Annotated in this window: 17 protein-coding genes and 2 pseudogenes; 14 read left to right on the forward strand and 5 right to left on the reverse strand. The window is 60.5% G+C overall.

Translation table 11 applies throughout. The features are described from left to right. From scpA to DB708_RS14160, 11 genes and pseudogenes are all read left to right on the forward strand, one after another. Positions 1–2253, forward strand: a complete 2253-nt coding sequence (gene scpA / locus DB708_RS14110) for a methylmalonyl-CoA mutase (protein WP_108922762.1) — start codon at positions 1–3, stop codon at positions 2251–2253. Continuing rightward, entirely contained in the window at positions 2254–3255 is a 1002-nt protein-coding gene (meaB, locus tag DB708_RS14115; protein ID WP_108922764.1) for a methylmalonyl Co-A mutase-associated GTPase MeaB, read from the forward strand. It abuts the gene before it with no gap. A 63-nt stretch (positions 3256–3318) separates the two neighbouring features. Beyond that, positions 3319–4605 (forward strand): annotated as a pseudogene (gene lipL / locus DB708_RS14120) (esterase/beta-lactamase LipL). A 254-nt stretch (positions 4606–4859) separates the two neighbouring features. Beyond that, a pseudogene (locus DB708_RS14125) lies at positions 4860–5766 on the forward strand (sulfotransferase family protein). 180 nt (positions 5767–5946) lie between these two features. Beyond that, entirely contained in the window at positions 5947–7068 is a 1122-nt protein-coding gene (locus DB708_RS14130) for an NAD-dependent epimerase/dehydratase family protein (RefSeq protein WP_108922766.1), read from the forward strand. A gap of 214 nt (positions 7069–7282) precedes the next feature. Further along, positions 7283–8383, forward strand: a complete 1101-nt coding sequence (locus tag DB708_RS14135) for a class I SAM-dependent methyltransferase (RefSeq protein ID WP_165839821.1) — start codon at positions 7283–7285, stop codon at positions 8381–8383. Between the two features lie 250 nt (positions 8384–8633). After that, the gene (locus tag DB708_RS14140) at positions 8634–9440 is read left to right on the forward strand and encodes a TylF/MycF/NovP-related O-methyltransferase (protein ID WP_108922768.1); all 807 of its coding nucleotides are present in this window, start codon (positions 8634–8636) and stop codon (positions 9438–9440) included. 31 nt (positions 9441–9471) lie between these two features. After that, positions 9472–10740 (forward strand): glycosyltransferase, encoded by a 1269-nt coding sequence (locus DB708_RS14145; protein ID WP_108922770.1) that lies wholly within the window; start codon positions 9472–9474, stop codon positions 10738–10740. Positions 10741–11068: 328 nt separating this feature from the next. Continuing rightward, entirely contained in the window at positions 11069–12346 is a 1278-nt protein-coding gene (locus DB708_RS14150; RefSeq protein ID WP_108922772.1) for a glycosyltransferase, read from the forward strand. Positions 12347–12617: 271 nt separating this feature from the next. Further along, positions 12618–13424 carry a TylF/MycF/NovP-related O-methyltransferase gene (locus tag DB708_RS14155; protein WP_108922774.1) on the forward strand — a complete coding sequence of 269 codons (807 nt, stop codon included), beginning with the start codon at positions 12618–12620 and terminating at the stop codon, positions 13422–13424. A gap of 170 nt (positions 13425–13594) precedes the next feature. Next, complete coding sequence (locus tag DB708_RS14160) at positions 13595–14395, forward strand: class I SAM-dependent methyltransferase (RefSeq protein WP_201263521.1); 801 nt, start codon at positions 13595–13597, stop codon at positions 14393–14395. 5 nt (positions 14396–14400) lie between these two features. Here DB708_RS14160 and DB708_RS14165 read toward each other — a convergent pair whose 3' ends face one another. Continuing rightward, positions 14401–15675, reverse strand: a complete 1275-nt coding sequence (locus DB708_RS14165) for a glycosyltransferase (RefSeq protein WP_108922775.1) — start codon at positions 15673–15675, stop codon at positions 14401–14403. Between the two features lie 26 nt (positions 15676–15701). Beyond that, a complete protein-coding gene (locus DB708_RS14170; protein WP_108922777.1) occupies positions 15702–16958 on the reverse strand; it encodes a glycosyltransferase in 1257 nt (418 codons plus the stop codon). 771 nt (positions 16959–17729) lie between these two features. Here DB708_RS14170 and DB708_RS28215 point away from each other — a divergent pair. The 3 genes from DB708_RS28215 to DB708_RS14180 are packed head-to-tail and all read left to right on the forward strand — an operon-like array spanning position 17730 to position 19300. After that, positions 17730–18050, forward strand: a complete 321-nt coding sequence (locus tag DB708_RS28215; RefSeq protein WP_369692930.1) for an NAD-dependent epimerase/dehydratase family protein — start codon at positions 17730–17732, stop codon at positions 18048–18050. Positions 18051–18065: 15 nt separating this feature from the next. Then, positions 18066–18413 carry a CmcI family methyltransferase gene (locus tag DB708_RS14175; RefSeq protein ID WP_108922779.1) on the forward strand — a complete coding sequence of 116 codons (348 nt, stop codon included), beginning with the start codon at positions 18066–18068 and terminating at the stop codon, positions 18411–18413. 2 nt (positions 18414–18415) lie between these two features. Then, complete coding sequence (locus DB708_RS14180) at positions 18416–19300, forward strand: glycosyltransferase family 2 protein (RefSeq protein ID WP_235616764.1); 885 nt, start codon at positions 18416–18418, stop codon at positions 19298–19300. A gap of 140 nt (positions 19301–19440) precedes the next feature. Here DB708_RS14180 and DB708_RS14185 read toward each other — a convergent pair whose 3' ends face one another. From DB708_RS14185 to DB708_RS14195, 3 genes are read right to left on the reverse strand one after another with little or no spacing between them, the layout of a single operon-like run. Continuing rightward, the gene (locus DB708_RS14185) at positions 19441–20199 is read right to left on the reverse strand and encodes a cephalosporin hydroxylase family protein (RefSeq protein ID WP_108922781.1); all 759 of its coding nucleotides are present in this window, start codon (positions 20197–20199) and stop codon (positions 19441–19443) included. A gap of 60 nt (positions 20200–20259) precedes the next feature. Next, positions 20260–20907 (reverse strand): GNAT family N-acetyltransferase, encoded by a 648-nt coding sequence (locus DB708_RS14190; protein WP_108922783.1) that lies wholly within the window; start codon positions 20905–20907, stop codon positions 20260–20262. Further along, the gene (locus tag DB708_RS14195) at positions 20907–22043 is read right to left on the reverse strand and encodes a DegT/DnrJ/EryC1/StrS family aminotransferase (RefSeq protein ID WP_108922785.1); all 1137 of its coding nucleotides are present in this window, start codon (positions 22041–22043) and stop codon (positions 20907–20909) included. The genes DB708_RS14190 and DB708_RS14195 overlap by 1 nt, the downstream gene beginning before the upstream one ends. Positions 22044–22097: the final 54 nt, after the last annotated feature.

A 22097-nucleotide genomic window follows, 5' to 3' on the forward strand; every position in this document is an offset into this window, starting at 1 on the left:
ATGACAACGTCTACTCCTGTGATAGGCAGTTTCGCCGACATTCCATTGCACGGCGATCGAGCGGGCCAGCAGCCCACCGAAGCTGCCGTGGACGAGCATGTCGCCGCGGCGGCTGCCGCGCACTGGTACACGCCAGACCAGCTAGTCTGGCGTACCCCGGAAGACATTGACGTCAAGCCGGTGTACATCGCCGCCGATCGTGCGGCCGTCGAGGCCGACGGCTATCCGCTGAAAAGTTTCCCCGGCGAACCACCGTTTGTGCGCGGCCCGTATCCGACGATGTATGTCAACCAGCCGTGGACAATTCGGCAATACGCCGGCTTCTCCACCGCCGCGGAGTCCAACGCGTTCTACCGTCGGAACCTGGCCGCCGGCCAGAAGGGCCTGTCGGTGGCCTTCGACCTGGCCACCCACCGCGGCTACGACTCCGACCATCCCCGCGTTCAGGGCGACGTTGGAATGGCCGGTGTGGCAATCGATTCCATTCTAGACATGCGGCAGCTGTTCGACGGCATCGACCTGTCCACGGTGTCGGTATCGATGACGATGAACGGCGCCGTGCTGCCGATCCTGGCGTTGTACGTGGTGGCGGCCGAGGAGCAGGGGGTGCCACCGGAGAAGCTGGCCGGCACCATCCAGAACGACATCCTCAAAGAGTTCATGGTGCGTAACACCTACATCTATCCGCCCAAGCCGTCGATGCGCATCATCTCCGATATCTTCGGCTACTCCAGCGCCAAGATGCCGAAGTTCAACTCCATCTCGATTTCTGGCTACCACATCCAAGAGGCCGGTGCTACAGCGGATTTGGAGCTGGCCTACACGCTGGCCGACGGGGTCGACTACATCAAGGCAGGCTTGGACGCCGACCTGGACATCGACAAGTTCGCGCCCCGGCTGTCCTTCTTCTGGGGCATTGGGATGAACTTCTTCATGGAAATCGCCAAACTGCGCGCCGGCCGGTTGCTGTGGAGCGAATTAGTCAGCCAGTTCGACCCGAAGAGCGCGAAATCGCTGTCACTGCGCACACATTCACAGACCTCAGGCTGGTCGCTGACCGCCCAAGACGCGTTCAACAACGTTGCCCGCACCTGTATCGAGGCGATGGCCGCAACGCAGGGCCACACCCAGTCACTGCACACCAACGCGCTGGACGAAGCGCTGGCGCTGCCCACCGACTTCTCCGCCCGGATCGCTCGCAACACCCAGCTGGTGCTGCAGCAGGAGTCAGGCACCACACGGCCGATCGACCCGTGGGGCGGCTCCTATTACGTGGAGTGGCTGACTCATCAGCTCGCGCAGCGCGCGCGTGCCCACATCGCCGAGGTTGCCGAGCACGGCGGGATGGCGCAGGCCATCGACGATGGCATTCCCAAGCTGCGAATCGAGGAGGCCGCCGCGCGGACCCAAGCCCGGATCGACGCGGGGATCCAGCCGGTGGTCGGGATCAACAAGTATCAGGTCGAAGAGGATCAGGAGGTCGAGGTCCTCAAGGTCGAAAACAGCCGGGTGCGCGCCGAGCAGTTGGCCAAACTGAAAGACCTGCGGGCAAGCCGGGATTCGCAGGAAGTCGAGGCCGCCCTGGCAGAGTTGTCCCGGGCGGCCGCCGCACAGGGCCGCGCCGGGGAAGATGGGCTGGGCAACAATCTGCTGGCGCTGGCCATCAACGCCGCGCGTGCCAAGGCCACGGTCGGGGAGATCTCGGATGCGCTGGAGAGGGTGTACGGCCGCCACCAGGCGGAGATCCGTACCATCGCCGGCGTCTATCGCGACGAAGCCGGAAAGGCTCCGAACATGGCAAGCGCCACCGAACTAGTCGAGAAGTTCGCCGAGGCCGACGGCCGCCGGCCCAGGATTCTGGTGGCCAAGATGGGCCAGGACGGCCACGATCGCGGTCAGAAGGTCATCGCAACGGCGTTCGCCGACATCGGCTTCGACGTGGACGTCGGTTCGCTGTTCTCCACGCCCGAGGAGGTGGCCCGCCAGGCTGCCGACAACGACGTCCATGTGGTCGGCGTGTCCTCGCTGGCCGCCGGACACCTGACCCTGGTGCCGGCGTTGCGTGACGCGCTGGCCGAGGTCGGTCGGTCCGACATCATGATCGTGGTCGGTGGCGTCATTCCGCCCGGTGACTTCGACGAGCTGTACGAGGCCGGCGCCGCGGCCATCTTCCCGCCCGGCACGGTGATTGCCGACGCCGCGATCGGCTTGCTGCACAAGCTCGCCGAGCGGTTGGGTTACCACCTCAGCTAGATGGCGACCAATGCCGGCAAGGCCGATCGTGAGGCCGTCGAAGGGCTAGCCGAGGCCATTCGCAGCGGGGACCGGGCCGCGCTGCCCCGGGCCATCACGATGCTGGAGTCCACCCGCGGCGACCATCGCGAGCGGGCGCAGCAGCTGCTGCTCGACTTGCTGCCCGACTCCGGAAACGCCCATCGGGTGGGCATCACCGGGGTCCCCGGGGTTGGAAAGTCCACCACCATCGAGTCATTGGGTATGCACCTGATCGACCGTGGCCACCGGGTGGCGGTCCTGGCGGTCGACCCCTCCTCGACGCGCACGGGCGGCTCGATCCTCGGCGACAAAACCCGGATGTCGCGATTGGCGGCGCACCCGGATGCCTACATTCGGCCGTCGCCTACGTCGGGAACGCTGGGGGGCGTAGCAAAGGCCACCCGGGAGACTGTCGTCCTACTGGAAGCGGCCGGTTTCGACATCATCCTCATCGAAACGGTCGGGGTGGGCCAATCCGAGGTGGCCGTGGCCAACATGGTCGACACCTTCCTGCTGCTGACTCTGGCGCGCGCCGGAGACCAGCTGCAGGGCATCAAAAAAGGCGTGCTGGAGCTCGCCGACATCGTGGTGGTGAATAAAGCCGACGGCGATCACCTACCCGAGGCGCGCAAAGCCGCACGCGAGCTCTCGTCCGCGATCAGGCTGATCTATCCTCGTGAAACCCTATGGCGGCCACCAGTTCTCACGATGAGTGCGATGGAGAGGACCGGTTTGACCGAGATGTGGGACACCGTCGAGCGCCATCGGGAGGTGCTCAGCGAGGCGGGGGAGTTCGATGCTCGACGGCGATCCCAACAGGTCGACTGGACCTGGCAGATGGTCCGGGACACCGTCCTGGACCGGGTGCTGTCCAATCCGGGGGTGCGCAAGATGCGCGCCGAGTTGGAGCGGCAAGTCAAAGCCGGCGAGCTGACCCCTGCGATGGCGGCCCAGCAAATACTAGACGCGGCGTCTCGCTAACGGAAAGGTAAATTAATCCGTGTTTGCGCTTGACACAGGCTGATCCAAAGTAAATTCAAAATTGTGACGGTAGACAATGGGGTCGATCACCGCGCGAATCCCTCCGACGATGCCCCTGACGCAGGTCATCGTGTGTTCGGTTCGGTGGACCCAAATTTCTCTTGCGTCGTACGCGGTTTTTCGAGCCTGTTCCCCGGACGTCGATTCGGCGGCGGAGCGCTGGCGGTCTATCTCGATGGCCAACCCGTCGTCGATGTGTGGACGGGCTGGTCGGACCGGGCGGGGCAGCTGCCCTGGACGGCTGACCGGGCGCCGATGGTTTTCTCGGCGACCAAGGGCATGGCGTCGACCGTGATCCACCGGCTCGCCGATCGGGGCCTGATCGACTACGAAGCCCCGGTCGCCGAGTACTGGCGTGAGTTCGGGGCCAACGGCAAATCGACCCTCACGATTCGCGAGGTGATGAGGCACCGGGGCGGCTTGTCGGGCTTGCGCGGAGCCACGCAGGAAGACCTGCTGGATCACCTCGTCATGGAAGAGCGGCTGGCAGCTGCGTCTCCCGGACGCTTGCTGGGCAAACCGGCCTACCACGCGCTGACCTTCGGCTGGCTGATGTCCGGCCTGGCCCGTGCCGTGACCGGCAAGGGGATGCGCGCACTGATTCGCGAAGAACTGGCAGAGCCACTGGGCACCGACGGCATGCACTTGGGCCGCCCGCCCGCTGGCGCCCCGACGCGGGTAGCCGAAATCATCATGCCGCAGCACGTCATCGGCAATCCGATCATCGGCTATGCGGCACGCAAGGTGGCTACCGAGCTGTCCGGTGGATTCCGCTCGTTGTAGTTCCGTGGCGTGATGGCCGCGGTGCAAGGCGATATCCCGCTCCTGGATGCTGAGATGCCGGCAGCGAACGGGGTGGCAACGGCTCGTGGTCTGGCGCGGATGTACGGCGCCATCGCCAATGGCGGCGAGATCGACGGCATCCGATTCTTGTCGCCGGAGATTGTCGCCGGACTAGCCGGACGGCGGAGCCTGAAGCGGGACCGAAACATCATGGTGCCCTTGTCATTCCACCTGGGCTATCACGGCGTGCCGTTCGGCAACGTGATGCCGGGATTCGGGCACGTCGGAATGGGCGGTTCGTTCGGTTGGGCCGACCCCGCGTCCGGGCTCGCGTTCTCGTTCGTGCACAACCGATTGTTGTCACCGTTCCTGGTGCTGGATCACTCCGGGGTGGCCACGTTGGGCAATCTGCTGCGGGTGGGCGTCGGTAAGGCCCGCAAGCATGGGTTCCGGCCGGTGAGCGAATTCGGGGCGCCGTTCAGCGAGCCTGGCGCCGTCGCTGGTTGATCCGAGTTCCCCCTCGAAATGCCGGGTTCGGCGGTATTATCAGCGAACCCTCGATGGTGTACACTCGGTGCCAGCCAAAGAACCACGAGGTTAGGGGCCGAGTGAAAGGGCTTCTTGGTGCGTACACCCAGATCCACCATCGAAGTGCCCGTGCCAATTTCCTTTCGGTCCCGTAAATTACCTTGGGTAATGATTAAAAGTCGGTGTTGCACCGCGACGGGCGCGCGAGCCGCATCCGGCACGGGACGGCGCCCATGACTGGCCTGCCAAACAGCGTGCGTCGCACGGTGCTATTCGTGCTGGGGCCGCAACGGTCCGGTACGTCGGCAATTACCCGCGTTCTTTCTCTGTGTGGTGTTGCGTTACCTGCCGGGATGTTGGGCGCCGACGCGGGCAATCCGCGCGGCTATTGGGAACCGCGCAAGGCCATCGCCATCAACGAAGGCATCCTCTATCGCCACCAGAGCGCGTGGTTTGATCCTTCGCTGCGCTCGATGGACGACGCGCTCGATGCTGAAGAGAAGGCCGCCTGCATCGCTTCGATTCAGGAGTATCTCACTGGGCTGCCAGACGCGCCGCTGCTGGTGATCAAAGAACCCCGGATTACGACGCTGACTGAACTCTGGTTCGAAGCGGCACGACGGGCCGGGCTCGACGTTGCGGTCGTGATCGCGGTACGCCACCCGTTGGAGGTGATCTCGTCCGTCGCCGCGACCTGGCGAGTGTCGCGCGAGCTCTCGGGTGCCCTGTGGTTGAAATACAGCCTCATGGCGGAGCGGTGCACCCGCCGTCTGCCGCGCGTGTTCGTTGACTACGCCGACTTCCTCGACGACTGGCCGCGGGAGATAAAGCGGATCGCCACGACGCTCGACATCGAATTGAACACGCACCAAGAAGATGCAATCGAGGCGTTCCTCACTCCTGATCTCCGGCGCCAGCGCCACTCCGGATGCGTGAAAGGGAAGGGGCTTGTCGGTGCGGACTGGATTTCAGTGGTCTACAACACAGTCGTATCGCGAAAGCGACGAGTTACGCACGGCGTGTGAGGACTTCAGCAGCCGGTCCAAGAAAATACTGTTCAGGTTGCTGCGGCCGTCGGTTGCGATGCCGATGATGGAGCTTGTCGCGATGGCACACGGGCGCCGCGGAACCTGGGCCTAGCGGCTTGGAACCGGTCTCGAATCGATCGGCAACTACCCGCGTCTAGCCGCCTTATCTCGGGAATGCTGCTGACGCACCCGCGGTCATATATATGATCGACTGAACCCATTCTCGACAATGCATGTGTTCGTGCTACCAACCCTGCAGACCAACGGGAGACGTCGACCCTTGACACAATCCGTGCTTATCACTGGTGGAGCTGGATTCATCGGGTCGGCGCTGTCGCGCCGCCTCATCAAAGCCGGTTATGACGTCGCTGTGCTCGATGTCCTGCACCCGCAAGTGCACGCCACAGGTCAAGCGATCGACTTGCCGGCATCCGTGCGGTTATTCACCGGCGACGTCACCCACGCGCCCGACTGGGATGCCGTTCTTCGGTTGTTCCGTCCGTCCCAGATCGTTCATCTGGCAGCCGAGACGGGAACGGCACAGTCCCTGTCGGAGGCGACCCGTCACGGATCCGTCAACGTCGTGGGCACCACCCAGCTGCTGGACGCCCTGAGCCGCTCGGGACTTGTGCCCGACCAGCTGGTGCTGGCGTCGTCGAGGGCCATCTACGGCGAGGGCGCTTGGCAATCCGGTGCACAAACCTTCTATCCGCGGCCGCGCAGCCATGCACAGCTGGCGGCCGGCATCTGGGATCCGCAAGGCCCTACGGGTGAACGTGCGGTGCCACTTGCGAGCTGCGCAGACCGGACAGAGCCTCGGCCCACCAACGTGTACGCGGCGACCAAGCTCGCCCAGGAGCACACGCTCGCCGCCTGGACCGCCGCGCACGACACGAACGTCAGCGTGCTGCGACTGCAGAACGTCTATGGGCCAGGCCAGTCGCTGACCAATTCGTATACGGGGATAGTTGCTCTCTTCGCGCGGTTGGCCCGCGAGCAACACGCGCTGGAGGTCTACGAAGACGGTCGGATCGTGCGCGATTTCGTGTACATCGACGACGTGGTCGACGCGCTTTTTGCTTCGGTCCAGCAACCCGCGGCCGAGCAACGCTGCCTCGACATCGGGTCAGGCACCCCGACAACGATCCATGAACTGGCGCAAACGATCAGCGCCGTCTGCGGGGCGCCCGAACCGGTCGTCGTATCGAAATTCCGCGATGGCGATGTGCGTGCCGCGAGCTGCGACATCGAGCCCGCGAAAGAAGCGCTGGATTGGCGTCCCAAGTGGACGCTCGACGATGGATTGCGCGAACTGCTGGAATGGATCGGACAACAGTACGAATCCCCTTCCACGGCAACCGATCACACACTCGAATCAAACCGCCCGGTAGCCGAACATGCCGGTCGCAATTAACGGCACCCGCGCTATGAATGGCGGGTCCTTTAACGAGCGGGTGCGCACGGCCCGCGATGACGCCGTGGGTCAAAGGACAAGCCACGCGGGCCGGCTCCGGACGCGGTGACGCTGAGTTGGCTGGGGGGCTCAAGATGACTTACGGGCAATCGCGTGATTCATTCCGCAATTGAAGTGATTCGCTATTAGTGTAGCCAGGACAGGGAGGTCACCGGTGGGCGTTGTGGTCGACAAGCGGGCGGTGGAGCGGACGACAGTTCATCGTCTGTGGAAAGCGGTCCTCATTGGCAGCGCGCTTGTCGTGGCCACAGCATGCTTTTACGTGCCGACTCTCTTGATCCCGATCGGAGTACTCCTGGGGTTGCTGATTTGTGCGCGCATTGTTTATCCGGGGCGTGGTCGCTACATTCCCAATTTATATGCGCGGGACACCAGGATTTATGACGAGGCATATGGCGATTTTGTTCGCCAGACCATGTCGGATCTGCGCCGACGTCGGATTCGGGGCCACACATTGTTGTCCGAAGCGTCGAACTTGGCGGGGCCGTCCCTGGGCGGCTCCGACGAATTGATCCTGGATCTCGGCGTCTGGATCGGGTGGTCAACAAGGCTCATATCCGATGCCAGCGATCGAATGGTCTACGGCTTCGACAGCTTCGAGGGTCTCGTTGAGGACTGGAAACTCGAGGATCATGTCGTCAAACGCGGAACGTTTTCCTTAACGGATCCGTTCGCTCAACGTTTTATGCACGACACCGGCGTGACTTTTCGTGAGGGCTTACCTGACGCTCTCGGCCGTAAAGTCCAGTTCGTCAAGGGCAGCACTTACGACACGCTGGCTCCATTTCTGGCAGACCGGCCGAACGCGCCGATCAGGCTGTTTCACATGGATTTGGACACATATGAGAGTTGCCTGCATGGATTGGAGACGTGCAAGGAACACTTCGTGCCGGGGTCCATCCTTGTCTTCGACGAGTACCTCGTCACCAATGGCGAAATGCGGGCGTTCTTCGAGTTTCAGAATCGCTACGAGCTGGAATGGCAATACCGGGCCTGGGGTCTCGAGATGATGGAGATGAATCTCGAGATGGTTTCCCACCGGTGGAAACGCATCTTTTACCGCTTGGTCGCGCTTCCGGTTTATTGGTTGATCGGGGAGGGCAGCTTCACGGTGAAGTGCTTCCGAAAGCCGTTCTGGCGATTCTGGTTAGGCGCTCCGATAAGCGACATGCTTTTCCTGCTCGGTGCCGCTGGGTCGCGGAAATCGGTGAGTCTCGAGATCACGGGTCTGGGTAAGCTCGACCGGACGCGCTAGGTTGACCGGCGATTGGCGGTAGACTGCCCCACGCCATGAGTCCGTGAAGTTCGATTGGTTGGCTCCCCAGCGAGCAAAGCCCAAGCCGCCTTCGAAGACTGTCTGGCTTCGTCGAGGTCACGGTCACAGGTTGCGCCCGAGCATGAGGGAAAGCCGCGAAACGAGTTGGCGGGGTCGGCGGACATCTAGGCTGAGCAACCGGCTGACACATGGGAAGAAGAAGTAGACGTATGGGAAGTAAGGGGCAGTTTTGACCGCAGCTGAATGCGACTCGCGATCGGCGTATCTCGACCTACTCCGTCGTGACCTCACAAGATACGGTCACGATCAGCTGGTGCCCGTCGGGTGGCACCGCCTGGGGCGGCCTGTTTTCAATAGCCGTAATTTTATGCTGGTCCGTAAATATCCGTTTAACGAGCATGCTCGGAACCTGGGCCTGGATTGGCCAACGGATGCTCTGACGATGATTGGGATGCAGCGGCTGATCAGTCTGCAGCATTGCGTGGAGTCCGTGCTGGCCGACGGTATTCCGGGTGATCTGGTCGAGTGTGGCGTGTGGCGGGGCGGCGCTGCGATTTTGATGCGTGCGGTCCTTTCGGCTTACGGGGACCTGACGCGGAAGGTGTGGCTGTGTGATTCATTCGCCGGCGTACCACCCCCAGATCCTGCGAATTACAAAGCCGACAAGGGAATTAAGCTGCATCGTCATGCGAAAATACTGGGAGTCCCAGAGGCGGAAGTAAGGGCGAACTTCGAGCGTTATGGCTTGCTGGACGATCAGGTGCGGTTTATCCCTGGCTGGTTCAAGGACACGTTGGCGGACGCTCCGATCGAGCAGATTGCGGTGTTGAGGCTCGATGGGGATCTGTATGAATCGACGATTCAGGCTCTCGATGCTCTCTACCCGAAACTATCGTCCGGCGGTTATTGCATCATTGACGACTACCACGCGCTGAAAGCATGTGAGCAGGCCGTGGCGGATTATCGTGAAAAGCAGGGCATATCTGCCGATATCGTAGAAATCGACGGCACAGGTGTGCTGTGGCGTAAGCCATGACCGCCAAACAACCGTAAGCTTTGGATCCGCAATGAAATTTGTGCTGGCATGCTATGGAACTCGGGGTGATGTCGAGCCTTCCCTCGTTGTCGCACGAGAACTACAGCGCAGGGGCCACGATGTGCGGATGGCCGTCGCGCCCGACCTGATGGAATTCGTCGAGGCGGCCGGGCTTCCGGCGGTCTCCTACGGGCTGGATACGCGGACCTGGCTGGACGTGTACCGCAACTTCTGGACCTCTTTCTTCAGCAGGTTCTGGCGGATCCGGCAGTTGAGAAGGCTGTGGCACGAGATGTGGGAGCTCAGCGACCAGACCTGGACACAGATGAGCACAACGCTGGTGTCGCTGGCGAAGGACGCCGACCTGCTGTTCGCGGGGCTGAGTTACCAGGAACTGGCCGCCAATATTGCTGAGTATTACGACCTTCCGCTGGTCACGCTGCATCATGTCCCGGTGCGGCCCAACGGGCAGGTCGTTTCGATCCTGCCCTCGCCGGTGGCCCGCTACGCGATGACGGTGTTCGACTGGTTCTGCTGGCGCCTTAATAAGAAAATCGAGGACACGCAGCGGCGTGAGCTCGGCCTATCCAAGGCAATCGGGCCCTCCCCGGGACGGATCGCCGAGCGCCAATCCCTGGAAATCCAGGGCTACGACGAGGCTTGCTTTCCCGGGCTGGCGACCGAGTGGGCGAAATGGGATGGCCACCGCCCCTTCGTCGGCACGCTGACGATGGAGTTGACGACAGACGTCGACGACGAGGTCGCGTCGTGGATCGCCGCCGGCACACCACCAATCTGCTTCGGTTTTGGCAGCATGCCGGTGGAATCGCCGGCCGACACGATCGAGATGATCAGTGCCGCCTGCGCGGAGTTGGGAGAACGGGCATTGGTGTGTGCCGGCTGGAGTGACTTCAGCGGCGTTGTGTATTCCGAACACGTCAAGGTGGTGGGAGCGGTCAATTACGCAAAGGTCTTTCCCGCCTGCCGCGCGGTTGTGCATCACGGTGGCTCGGGAACCACGGCCGCAAGCATGCGCGCCGGAGTTCCCACGTTGATTCTCTCGATGGACCCCAACCAGACGATCTGGGGATCGCAGCTCAAAAAACTGAAAGTAGGGACCTCCCGGCGCTTTTCGAGCACCGCCCGCGAATCGATGGTTGCGGACCTGCGCCGGATCCTCGACGCGGAGTATGCGACGAGGGCGCGCGCGCTCGCTACCCGGATGACCAAGCCCGCCGAGAGCGTCAGCACCGCCGCAGATCTAGTCGAAAACTTCGCTCGCACGAAGCATTACGCCTAATTGGTGAACGCGGCTCACCGCCAATTGTCCGGGGATATAACCCGAACCCGCCGGTTTGATTCGCTGCCCGGTGCAACTCGTCATTCGTCCGGCGGCAGCAGTGTAATCAAAACTTTGCGGAGGTGTTGCGTTATTGAATAGTAAATCCGCAGACCGCCTTTGCCCTCCCATCACGTCTTCTGATAGCAGGCAGGGGCCCGGTAAGATGTATCTGTTGCTACGGCGAATTTGGGGGAACTTGAACCATGAAAGACCCGTCTGAACCAGGGGTAAGCACGCTAGCCTGGGCTTGCTTACAACCATCGGAAGTGATAGGTCTAGCCTCGCGATGAAATTTGCTCTGGCATGTTATGGAACTCGTGGGGATGTCGAGCCCGCTCTCGCAGCGGGACGCGAACTGCTGCGCAGGGGGCATGAAGTTCGCATAGCTATTCCGCCCAACTTGCTCGCCCTGGCCGAGACTGCCGGGCTGGATGCGGTTGCCTATGGACCGGACATGCAGGCGTTCTGGGACGACGAGTTCCTGCGCAACTTCTGGTCGAGATTCCGTCGCACGTTTTGGACTGTCAAGGGTCCGATCGAGTTGGTGCGTGAAGCCTGGGAGCCTGTTCTACGGTCCTGGACGGACATGAGCACGACTCTTACGGCGCTGACCGCGGGGTCCGACGTGCTCTTCACCGGGCAGCTGTACCAGGACCTCGCGACGAACGTGGCTGAGTACTACGACATCCCGTTGGCTGTGCTGCATTACATCCCGATGCGCCCCAACGGTCAGCTCATTCCGAACCTGCCTTCGCCACTCGTCCGGACCGGTATGGCGGCGTACGACTGGATGGTCTGGCGCATGAACAAGAAGGCCGAGGACACGCAGCGCCGTAAACTCGGCCTACCGAAAACCGACTGTGCGTCGCCGCAGCGGATCGCTCGGCGCGGGTCACTGGAACTGCAGGCATACGACGAGGTGTGCTTCCCCGGGCTGGCGAAAGAATGGGCGAAATGGGGTGAGCGGCGGCCTTTCGTCGGCGCCCTGACGATGGGCCTGACGACGGATGTCGACGACGATGTCGCGTCATGGGTGCACGCTGGGACACCTCCGATTGTTTTCGGCTTTGGCAGCATGCCGGTCAGCGAATCTCCGGCCGATACGGTCGAAATGATCGCGGCGGCGTGCCAGCAATTGGGCGAGCGCGCCTTGATTTGCGCCGGTTGGGCCGACTTCAGCGAAGTGCCGCATTTCGATCACATCAAGATGGCCGCGGCGGTGAACTACGCGAAGATCTTCCCGGGTTGCCGCGCCGTAGTGCACCATGGTGGGTCGGGCACCACGGCCGCGGGACTTCGCGCGGGTCTTCCCACCCTGATTCTTTGGACAGCGGGAGACCAGCCGTTCTGGGGCGGTCATCTCAAACAGCTGAAAGTGGGTGCCGGCCGGAAGTTTTCGGCCACCACCCAGGAAACATTGGTCGAGGATCTGCGGGAGATCCTTAAACCGGAATACGCCACCCGCGCCCGAGCCATCGCGCCCCAGATGACGCCGGCTGCAGATAGCGTCAGCCGTGCAGTTGATTTGCTTGAAAGTTTCGCGCATAACGGACGCTTTGCGTGATCGACGCTAGTCTGGGAGCCACCCCCGCGTTGCGTCGAGAGAAGTGGGGGGCGTCCGGACCGGCGGGGTTTCGGTAGCTGGCCTCCTGTGCATCCGACGTCGCAGGTGCGCTTCGGCAACGCGAGTCGGAGGTGAGGTGCTGGGTACTCAGCTAACATGATTGCTGGTCGACCGGGGGAGTTGACAGAAGAACGTGGAACGCGTCGATGGCGTCGTAGGGGCGTCTAGGCTCCATGACTGGGAGTAAGTGACATGCGAGGAGAGGACAGTTTTGACCGTGACTGATCGCGACTCGCGGTCTGCGTACCTCGATCTACTCCGTCGTGACCTCACTCGATATGGCCAGGATGAACTGGTGCCGGTGGGGTTGTACCGGCTGGGGCGGCCACTTTTCAACGCGCGGAATTTCATGCTGGTGCGCAAACGCCCGTTCAATGAGTACGCGCGGGATCGCGGCCTGGATTGGCCGGCGGATGCTTTGACCATGATTGGCATGCAACGGCTGACCAGTTTGCAGCACTGTGTGGAGACCGTTCTGGACGATGGCATTCCGGGTGATCTGGTCGAGTGTGGTGTGTGGCGGGGCGGCGCTGCGATTTTGATCCGTGCGGTCCTTGCGGCTTACGGGGACCAGACGCGGAAGGTGTGGCTGTGTGATTCGTTCGCCGGAGTGCCTCCTCCGGACACGACGAATTACAAGGCGGATAAGGGTATTAGATTGCACCGGCATGCGAACGTGCTTGGGGTATCTGAGGCAGAGGTTCGAGCGAATTTCGAGCGTTACGGGCTGCTGGACGAGCAGGTTCGTATTCTGCCGGGATGGTTCAAAGACACATTGGTCGACGCTCCGATTGAGCAGATCTCGGTACTGAGGCTTGATGGTGACTTGTACGAATCGACGATTCAGGCCCTGGATGCGCTTTATCCCCGGTTGTCGCCCGGAGGTTATTGCATCATCGATGACTACTACGCGCTGAAAGCGTGTGAGCAAGCGGTAACGGACTACCGCGAGAAGCACGGAGTAACTGCTGAGATCGTGGAAATCGATGGCACCGGCGTGCTGTGGCGCAAGCCATGACCATCGCACAGCTGTAATGTCTGGGTTCCCAAAAGCACGGACGGCAAATGCCGTTCGCGGGAAACCGCTTGTCTACGAACATGTTTGCTTTCCGAGCTGCTGCATACTAAGTCAAATGAGTTGGTAGTGAACCCGTCCGATTCGCCGGAGACAAGGTGCGCGCCAATGCTATGGTTGCCGCCGTGGCCACCGGTCTAAACGCAAAAACAAACCTGCTGATGTGGTGGGTGCGCTTTGAGTACTGGCTCGCGCGCGCCGTGCTACCAGACGTGTACGCAAGCGACGGGCTGATCAGCTTCCACAACGATGCGTTCCTCGACGACCCCGCTTTCCAGCGCGCTTACCAACGCGGTGCGCGCGCTCTGCCCGACCAGGACTGGTATCAGTGGCAATGGCGGGTGCACGTCGGGCTATGGGTGGCGCAGAACGCGAACCTGCTGGACGGCGATTTCGTCGAGTGTGGCGTCAGTTACGGGTTCTTGAGCAGCGCCATCATGGAGCGCCTCGACTGGGATCGGACCGGCAAAACCTTCTATTTGCTCGACACCTTCTCGGGGATCGATCCCCGCTTCGTCACCGACGGGGAACGCGAATCGGGGGAAGTTGAACGAAGCCAGCTCAAGCTGCGCAATGGGATGTATGTCAGCGGCGTCGAGGGTGTCCGCGCCAATTTCGCGCAGTGGAAAAACCAACGCATCATCGTTGGTACGGTTCCGGAGACCCTGGAGCAAGTCGAGGCGCGCGCGGTCGCTTACCTGCACATTGACATGAACTGCGCTCCGCCCGAAATCGCTGCGCTGCGCCACTTTTGGCCGCTGCTGACACCAGGCGCCTTTGTGCTCCTCGACGACTACGCGAACCGAGGGCGTGACGAGCAGCGCGTCGCTATGGATATCTTGGCGGCTGAGTTGGGGGTATCGATCTGCGCACTGCCCACCGGGCAGGGCCTGCTGATCAAGCCGGCCAAATAGTTCGCTCAGACGGACGCCTTCCGGCGGGCGGCATCTTCTAAGAGATCAGCCGTGCGGCCAATGCTTTCTTCGGGTTTGGTCATCCGGGTAGCGAGTTCGCGGGCGCGGCTGGTGTATTGCGGGGTCAGGATCTCGCGCAGATCGGTAATCAGCGTCTCCTGGGTGGCGGTCGAAAAGCGCCGGGCGGCCCCGACTTTCAGCCGTTTGACTTGAGCTCCCCAGTACGGCTGATCGGCCGAGCTCCACAGCACCAGCGTGGGGATCCCCGCGCGCAGGCTCGCGGCAGTGGTGCCCGAGCCGCCGTGATGAACTACAGCGCGACAGCCGGGGAAAACGGTCGCGTAGTTCACTGGGCCTACCAGCTTGACGTGATCGGGATGTGGAACGTTCGTGAAGTCCGTTCCGCCGAAGCACACCAACGCGCGCTCGCCCAACTCCGCGCACGTCGCGCTGATCATTTCGACCAACTCGGTGGGGGATTCCACCGGTATGCTGCCCGAGCCGAAGCAGATCGGCGGTGTTCCCGCGGCGATCCACGATGTGACCCCGTCGTCGGCCTTGGTCGTCAACTCCATTGTCAGCGCGCCGACGAATGGTCTGCGGCCATCCCATTCCGCCCACTCGGCGGCGAGCCCGGGAAAGCACACCTCGTCGTAGCCCTGGATTTCCAGCGATCCTCGCTCGGCGATCCTTCGCTGTGAACGCGATGCCGCGCTCGACAGGCCCAGTTCGCGGCGCTGCTCGTCTTCGACCTTCTTCGTCGAGCGCCAAAACAGCCATTCGATCGCCGTCATCGTGGAACGGACCAGGGGAGCCGGCATGCTCGGGACGAGCTGGCCGTTGGCCCGCATGGGGAAGTGATGCAGCGTGGCCAGCGGAATGTCGTAGTGCTCCGCCACGTTGGCTGCGGCCTGTTCAAAGTTGATGCCGGTGGATAGCAGGTCGGCTCCCTCCGCCAGCGACATCAGGGTCGTATTCACCTGGGCCCAATGCACGATGATGGGCTCCCAGATTTTGCGCACCAGGTTGATCGGGCCGCTGATCGTCCAGGCGCTCCGGAAAAAATTCGTCCACATATTGCGCAGGAAATCCTCATCCAGAAATTTCTCTATCGGTGGCCCGTAAGCCACGGCCGCCAGCTCAGCCTCCTCGGCGAAGTCCATCAATCCGGGGGGGACCGCCAAACAGACTTCGTGCCCCCGGCGCTGCAGTTCGCGGCCGACAGCGGCGGACGGCTCGATATCGCCGCGCGTCCCGTAGCTTGCCAGGGCGAATTTCATCAGGAGCAAGGCCTTTCAGTTGCCGTCTAGTTGTTCGTTGCCGGCATGCGGGCGAAATTTTCGAGCAGATCGGCTGTCTTGGCGGCACTTTCGGCGGGATTGGTCATCCGGGTGGCGATGTCGCGGGCACGGTCGACACAATCCGGGGCGAGGATCTCGCGCAGGTCGCCGACGAGTGTTTCTTGGGTGGTGGCCGAAAAGGGCCGGGCGGTGCCCACCTGCAGTCGTTTGACCTGGCCGGCCCAAATCCTCTGATCACCCAGGCTCCACAGGCTCAGCGTCGGCACCCCGGCGCGCAGGCCGGCGGCCGTGGTGCCGGCGCCGCTGTGGTGGACGACCGCCCGGCAGGCGGGGAAGACAGTGGCATAGTTCACCGGGCCAACCACTTTGACGTGATCGAAATGAGGCACGGTGCTGAAGTCACTCCCGCCCGAGCCGACCAGTGCTCGCTCGCCCAACCTTGCGCACGCCGAGCCGATCATCTCGATTGTTTGGGCTGGAGACTTCACCGCCGTACTGCCGAAGCCGAAGAAAATCGGCGGAGTTCCGGCAGCAATCCACGCCGCGACATCCTCATCGGCCTCCGTGGACATCGCTATCGTCAGGGTGCCCACGAACGGCCGTTGATCGCGCCATTTGGCCCATTCGTCGGCCAATCCGGGGAACACAACCTGGTCGTAGGCTTGGATCTCCAGCGATCCACGCGCGCTGATGCGGCGGGGGGCCGGCCCAGTGGCCTTCGGCAGGCCCAGTTCGCGGCGTTGTGCGTCCTCGGCCCTCTTGGTTACGACGCGCTGCGGCCAGTCCAGCAGCGTCATCGCGGTGCGTACCAGCGGCGCGGGCACATTCGGCGCGAGTTGGCCGTTGGGCAGCATCGGAAAGTAATGCATCGCGGCCAAGGGAATGCCGTAGTACTCCGCGACATTGGCGGGGACCTGAGGGAAACCGGGGCCGGTGAACAGCAGATCGGCGCCGTCGGCCAGCGCCACCAGCGTCGCGCTCATCTCGCCCAACGAAACTTGCAGCAGGTCCTGAGTTTGGCGCCACGAGTCGAGCACCTGCCGGACCTTCCAGAACTTGCGGAGGAAGTCCACGTCCCAGAACCCTTGTTGCTGATCCGGTCCGTAGGGGACCACATCAAGCCCGGCCGCCTCGACGAGATCCACCAGGTTGGGCGGGACGGCCAGCCGGACTTCATGCCCTCTGCGCTGCAGTTCGCGTCCGACGGCGGTGCTGGGTTCGATGTCGCCGCGGGTTCCGTAGCTCGCCAGCGCAAACTTCACGACGAATCCTGCCTTCCGTGTGTCGAATAGTAGGACGACGCCGCTGCCACGACATTAGTCCTCGCCTCTCAGATGTGCTTTGGCTGGGTGGCCCCGGCCAGCTGGCCGTTGGTTACCAACAGTGGCACTAGCGGACGCTCACTGTCCCCTGATTGCAAAACCATGGTATGACCGAAATGCATCCGGTGAGACGACCGCGAGCGGGGTATCCGATTGATTGGGCTGCGCAAGCGGTTGAATGAATCGTGGACGGCCGCTGATTGGTGTTATGGCTCTAGCACACGCAACATAGGTAACCGTCGGGCGTCACCGCTATCTTCAACTTCCGCGGAGGTCCCGCGGTCAATCTTGAGTTCGGAATGCGACCGGGCGGCGCTGGGTGCGGGCAGTGCTTCGGTGCCCACCACACTGCTACTTGGGGTTTCACCTATCCCTTCTTTAATTATCCTGCCGTGCAGCGCATTACGGGGTCCACACGCAACGTCGATTAGCCGGCTTGCCAGGTCGGTACTATGATGGTGCGTCCGTAACCTCAACTGCAACTTGGGTCTTGGGGATTACGCTTGCCCCTGTCGAGTATTGCCGTAACCACTTGCAGCGCAACATATGCAGGCACGTCATCGTCAAATACAAAGTGCGCTAGACGAAGTACGGCCTGCTCGGCCAGCAGTTCTAGCCGCTTGTGCGCCGCATTTCTGACTGGCGGGGCGGCACCTGGAACGTCTGGACGTGAGCTCCCGTCTCCTCGGCGCTGTGGTCGCCGGCAAACGCGTGTTCCTGATCGGTCACACGGGGTTCGAGGGCAGTTGGATGACGGCGCTGCTTAAGCGGTTGGGATGCGGCGTGTACGGCTATGCCCTGCCCCCAAACGGAAACCGAGCCTGTTCGGATTGGCGTCGGCGCGCAAACTACTCTCCGGGGAAGCACTTGCGGACATCCGCGATCCTTCTAAACTCGTGGAGTCATTGCGCATCGCACAACCCGGCTCTGGTGATCCACATGGCGGCGCAGGCGTTTGTGCGGCGAAGTTATGCTGAGCCGGTCGAGGATGTTGGTTTCGGGATGGGGAGAAGAGTATCAAGTGCGAATTGAGATAGGAAAGCGCCCGTGAACGAGCACGAAAAAGCTTGCGCTGAATGTGCCGAGGAAGTCGCCGAACAGGGCAAAACCCAAGAACTTACGCTCCTTTCTTCTCAATGGATTTCCGCGTCCACTAGTGCTCGATACCCATACCATTTCGCCGCGCTTGGCCGCCCGCAGGATATTGCGGCGACGATTGTCGAAGACCTGCCGGTCGGTGCCCATCCGGATCGTCTCTGGGGACACGGGAACAACCCGAAAACCGTCGTTTGGAAGCACTTTGAGACCCATCCGGAGTTCGAGATCGATGACTCCATCGATAGCAAGCCGCTGATCTCAGTGGCGCCACGCGGGTTCCTGCGCAGGAAGATGTGAACGTGGAAGATGTGAACGTGAATGGCCAAGTTCGAATAAGTATCGGCATTCCCGTCTACAATGGCGAGGCGTCTCTTGAGCAGGCTCTCAGATCTATAAATTCTCAGTCGTTCCGTGACTATGAGGTGATCATCTCTGACAATGCATCCACGGATAATACGGCTCAAATTTGCCGAGAAATGGCTGCAATCAATCCTCGAGTGAAATACTTTCGTCAGGAAAATAATATTGGCGCCGCTGCTAATTTTAAGTTCGTTTTAGATAAAGCAGTGGGTGAATATTTTCATTGGCTTGCTGCAGACGATACGCGGTCAAGCAATTTCTTGGAATTAAATATCAACTTCCTGGACGAAAATGTCGACCATGTAGCGTCAACCTGCCCGAACAGGTTCAAGGGGCAGGCCGAAGCGGACAATGTCACCTTCTCGCTTGTCGGCACTCCGGCCGAACGCTTTGCGGGCTTTATGGACCACTGCTGGCAATCTCAAGCTGTGTACTACTCTGTGGTTCGGACCGCAATCCTGCGCCAATGTGATGTCATCGGTCAGTCATTCTGGGCGGCAGATTGGGCGATCGATCTGTTCCTTGCCTCGCGTGGAAACATAAATCGAACCGATGACGGCTGGTTGGAACTCGGTGTGTCGGGAGCCAGTAGCGGCGCGGACGCATGGCGTGTTCTGCGAAGTGGCCGCATCGAAGCTGTACTGCCGTTTTTCACTTTCTCGGCCCATGCGCTCAAATTGGCCAAGCCTTTCCCTCTGGCCGACAGATTGTCACTATTGTCTCGGCTTGTGGTTCTCAACTGGCGCGGGGCCTATGGGAAAGCATTCACCGCGTTGTATCAGCGGTACAAGGCCGGTCTGCGCCCAATGCGGAGGGGCAACTGAATGCTGCGCAGTATCAAATAAGTGCTTGAGGATGGACTAGCGGAGGGGGCAGAGCGGGAAACTTCGTCGCCGGTGTTCCCGAGTTAAAAACTCTGTAGAATCCCTGCCGTAAGTGCGGCGTGAATGCCGTTACTTACCAACTAGTTTCGCCGAAGGTAAGCCCGCGGCCAGTACGTCACCCGCTCCGTCAAGGCACTCTCGTTGAACGGCCAGGCAGGCTCGACACAATCGAATTCAGGATGGCCTTCCAAAAACTCGTCTATTGCCGAGAGCGGATTGTTCCAAGACCAGTCCTCTTCAGTTCTTGGAGCACCAGTCACCTGCTTCATGATTCCGTCGCACACGACGATATAGCTACCAGGGCTTACAATAGGTGAGTAAGCCTCAAGCTCTGCAGTTACGTGATCCTTGAGGTGATTGCTGTCCAAAATCACCAGGACGGTCTCCGATTTCCCGATCGCGCCCTTCACCGAATCAACGATCACCGAATCCACGGAGCTCCCCTGGATCAGGGAGATGGCCGGACTAAGTCGATGCTCCTCGATCGCCTTCCTATTGTGCGGGCGAATATCGATGTCAATACCGACAACCCTGCCCTTCCCGATCGCCGCGCAAAGGCTAGCGTAGAAAATCAAGGAACCACCGTGCGCAACGCCTGTCTCAACGATTACATCTGGCTTAACCTCGTAGATGACTTCTTGAATTCTGAGCATGTCTTCTGGAAGCTGGATTATTGGCCGGCCGAGCCAACTGAACCCATATACGTATTTCGTATCCCAACCTGCCCTCAACCATGCTTCAGAAATGATAGAGAAAGCTTTAGGGTCACTCAAACTAATTACCGAGCCATCGCTTAGAGTGATAGTCGAATTCGATGAGGAATAACTAAAGTCCGACATTGTTCCAATTCCTTTTAATGGGTCATCTGAAGTGGTTTTAATTGCTACTTACTGAACGGATCACACCGAGCACCTCATGTGCACAAGGGTGCGCGAAGATTCGCCCGCGCAATCAACTGAAGGAATTTCTGAAAGCTCGACAAGCTCGCCATGCGGTCCGCGAGTCTCGTAGAGTGGCGTCTCTTTCACTCTAGAAAAGCCGCACAATTCATAGAATCCGACCGCCGGATTATCGGACAACACCCTAACCCACACATCGCCAATACCAAGGTCCAACTTCGCCCAGTTGACCAAGCGTGAGAATGCGCTTCTCATCAGGCCAGGTTCCGACTTCCCCGCAAATCGGACAATTGCATCTCCTTCGATCCTCGCTCCAGCAGGATCTCCGTAGGCTAAACCCATATAGCCGTAATGGTCATTCGATTCAATATTGCTCACCGAAAACAATATCCGTGAAGGATCGCCTGCTACGGCCCCCGCAAGCCAGCCCGCCGTTCGCTCAGCGGTGGCGGTAAAATAGGTAAGGAAAGAAGCGGAATTAGAATTGCGGGCTTCCGTCAGCATTCTAACTGTGCGGTCGTCTATCCGGTCGGCCTGACAGTTAATTGGGAAAAGGCCATATGCTGTCCCTTCGACCGGCAGGCAGAGGGAAGAAAGATCGAGATCACCGACGCCCTTGAGGCACTGGAACAGCTCTTGGTACTTCATCAGTCAGCCTTGAATGTCGAAATGGAATTGATCACTCGCGATTGATCTTCACTGCTCATCCTACTGTGGAGCGGAACGGAAAGAATCTGATCAACGATTTTTTCGGTGACCTCCAGCGATCCCCTACGGCAGTCCTTGAGGTAAGAAAAACTGTGCCCAGCTTGCCAATGGATACCCGTATCGACTCCACAATCCTTCATGTGGGCACGAAGTTCGTCACGACGACCGCCCAGCACTCGTACGTAGTACAAGAACGGGTTGACTTGGTCGAAGTCGCCACGAGGGGCGTCGATCGAGTTGAGTGACGACAGCTCTGCGTAATATCGCTTACAGGCCTGTTGCCGCGTGGACCGGATTTCATCGATCTTTGAAATTTGTGCGACACCTATTGCGGCGTGGAGATTCGCCAAATGATATCTGAAACCGAGTTCTTCAATGTCATAGGTCCACGCACGCGAATTTGTATACATCTGCGCCGCCGGTTGGGTCATGCCAATCAGCCGCTTCGCGTGGAGCCTCGACACGTTATCGCGGCCGCGGACAACAATCGCACCGCCGTCAATACATGTGATTGTCTTTACCGGATCGAAGCTAAACATCGTGAATTCGTGCTGATTGCCAGTAGGCCGGCCTTCGTAAAACGATCCGAAGGAATGCGCGGCATCGTGTAGCACCGGGATGCCGTGTCGTTCCGCTACGTCAGCGATTGCGTCATGATCACAGATGAAAATGTCGTAATCCATGGCAATAATGCATTTAGTTCTGGGTGTGATCAATTCTTCGATTTTATCAGGATCGATACAGAGTGTTTCTTCTTTGATGTCTACGAAGACTGGGTCGGCCCCGCAGGCGCGTATGGCTTGAAAATCTGCGGCGTTGTTGAAGGACGGCGTAATTACCTCATCGCCGCGCCCGACATTCATCATCAGCAGTGAAAGATGGAGCGCAGCATGCCCAGTGCTAACTGCTACAACATGACGGTCATCATCCGAGTCGAGTTGACAAGTCTTCTCAACTGCCTCTTCGAACTCTTGAACATAGCTGCCCATGCCGAGCCATCCAAGTTCGAGCGATTCCACTGCAGCAGCAATTTCTTCAACCTCGATCAGCGGCTTGAATACTGGGACAGTCGCCACGAGTTAATTCACCTCGCAAATAGTAAAGTCTAGCTGCACCTGCCAAACTTGCCG

It is taken from the genome of Mycobacterium montefiorense (assembly GCF_003112775.1).
Lineage (GTDB): Bacteria > Actinomycetota > Actinomycetes > Mycobacteriales > Mycobacteriaceae > Mycobacterium > Mycobacterium montefiorense.

Excerpts from the sequence above, each read along its gene's own strand:
- DB708_RS14150 (WP_108922772.1), top strand. The coding sequence starts at position 11,069 with ATGAAATTTGCTCTGGCATGTTATGGAACTCGTGGGGATGTCGAGCCC.
- meaB (WP_108922764.1), top strand. The coding sequence starts at position 2,254 with ATGGCGACCAATGCCGGCAAGGCCGATCGTGAGGCCGTCGAAGGGCTA.
- DB708_RS14160 (WP_201263521.1), top strand. The coding sequence starts at position 13,595 with ATGGTTGCCGCCGTGGCCACCGGTCTAAACGCAAAAACAAACCTGCTG.
- scpA (WP_108922762.1), top strand. The coding sequence starts at position 1 with ATGACAACGTCTACTCCTGTGATAGGCAGTTTCGCCGACATTCCATTG.
- DB708_RS14190 (WP_108922783.1), bottom strand. The coding sequence starts at position 20,907 with ATGAAGTACCAAGAGCTGTTCCAGTGCCTCAAGGGCGTCGGTGATCTC.
- DB708_RS14165 (WP_108922775.1), bottom strand. The coding sequence starts at position 15,675 with ATGAAATTCGCCCTGGCAAGCTACGGGACGCGCGGCGATATCGAGCCG.
- DB708_RS14145 (WP_108922770.1), top strand. The coding sequence starts at position 9,472 with ATGAAATTTGTGCTGGCATGCTATGGAACTCGGGGTGATGTCGAGCCT.
- DB708_RS14185 (WP_108922781.1), bottom strand. The coding sequence starts at position 20,199 with ATGTCGGACTTTAGTTATTCCTCATCGAATTCGACTATCACTCTAAGC.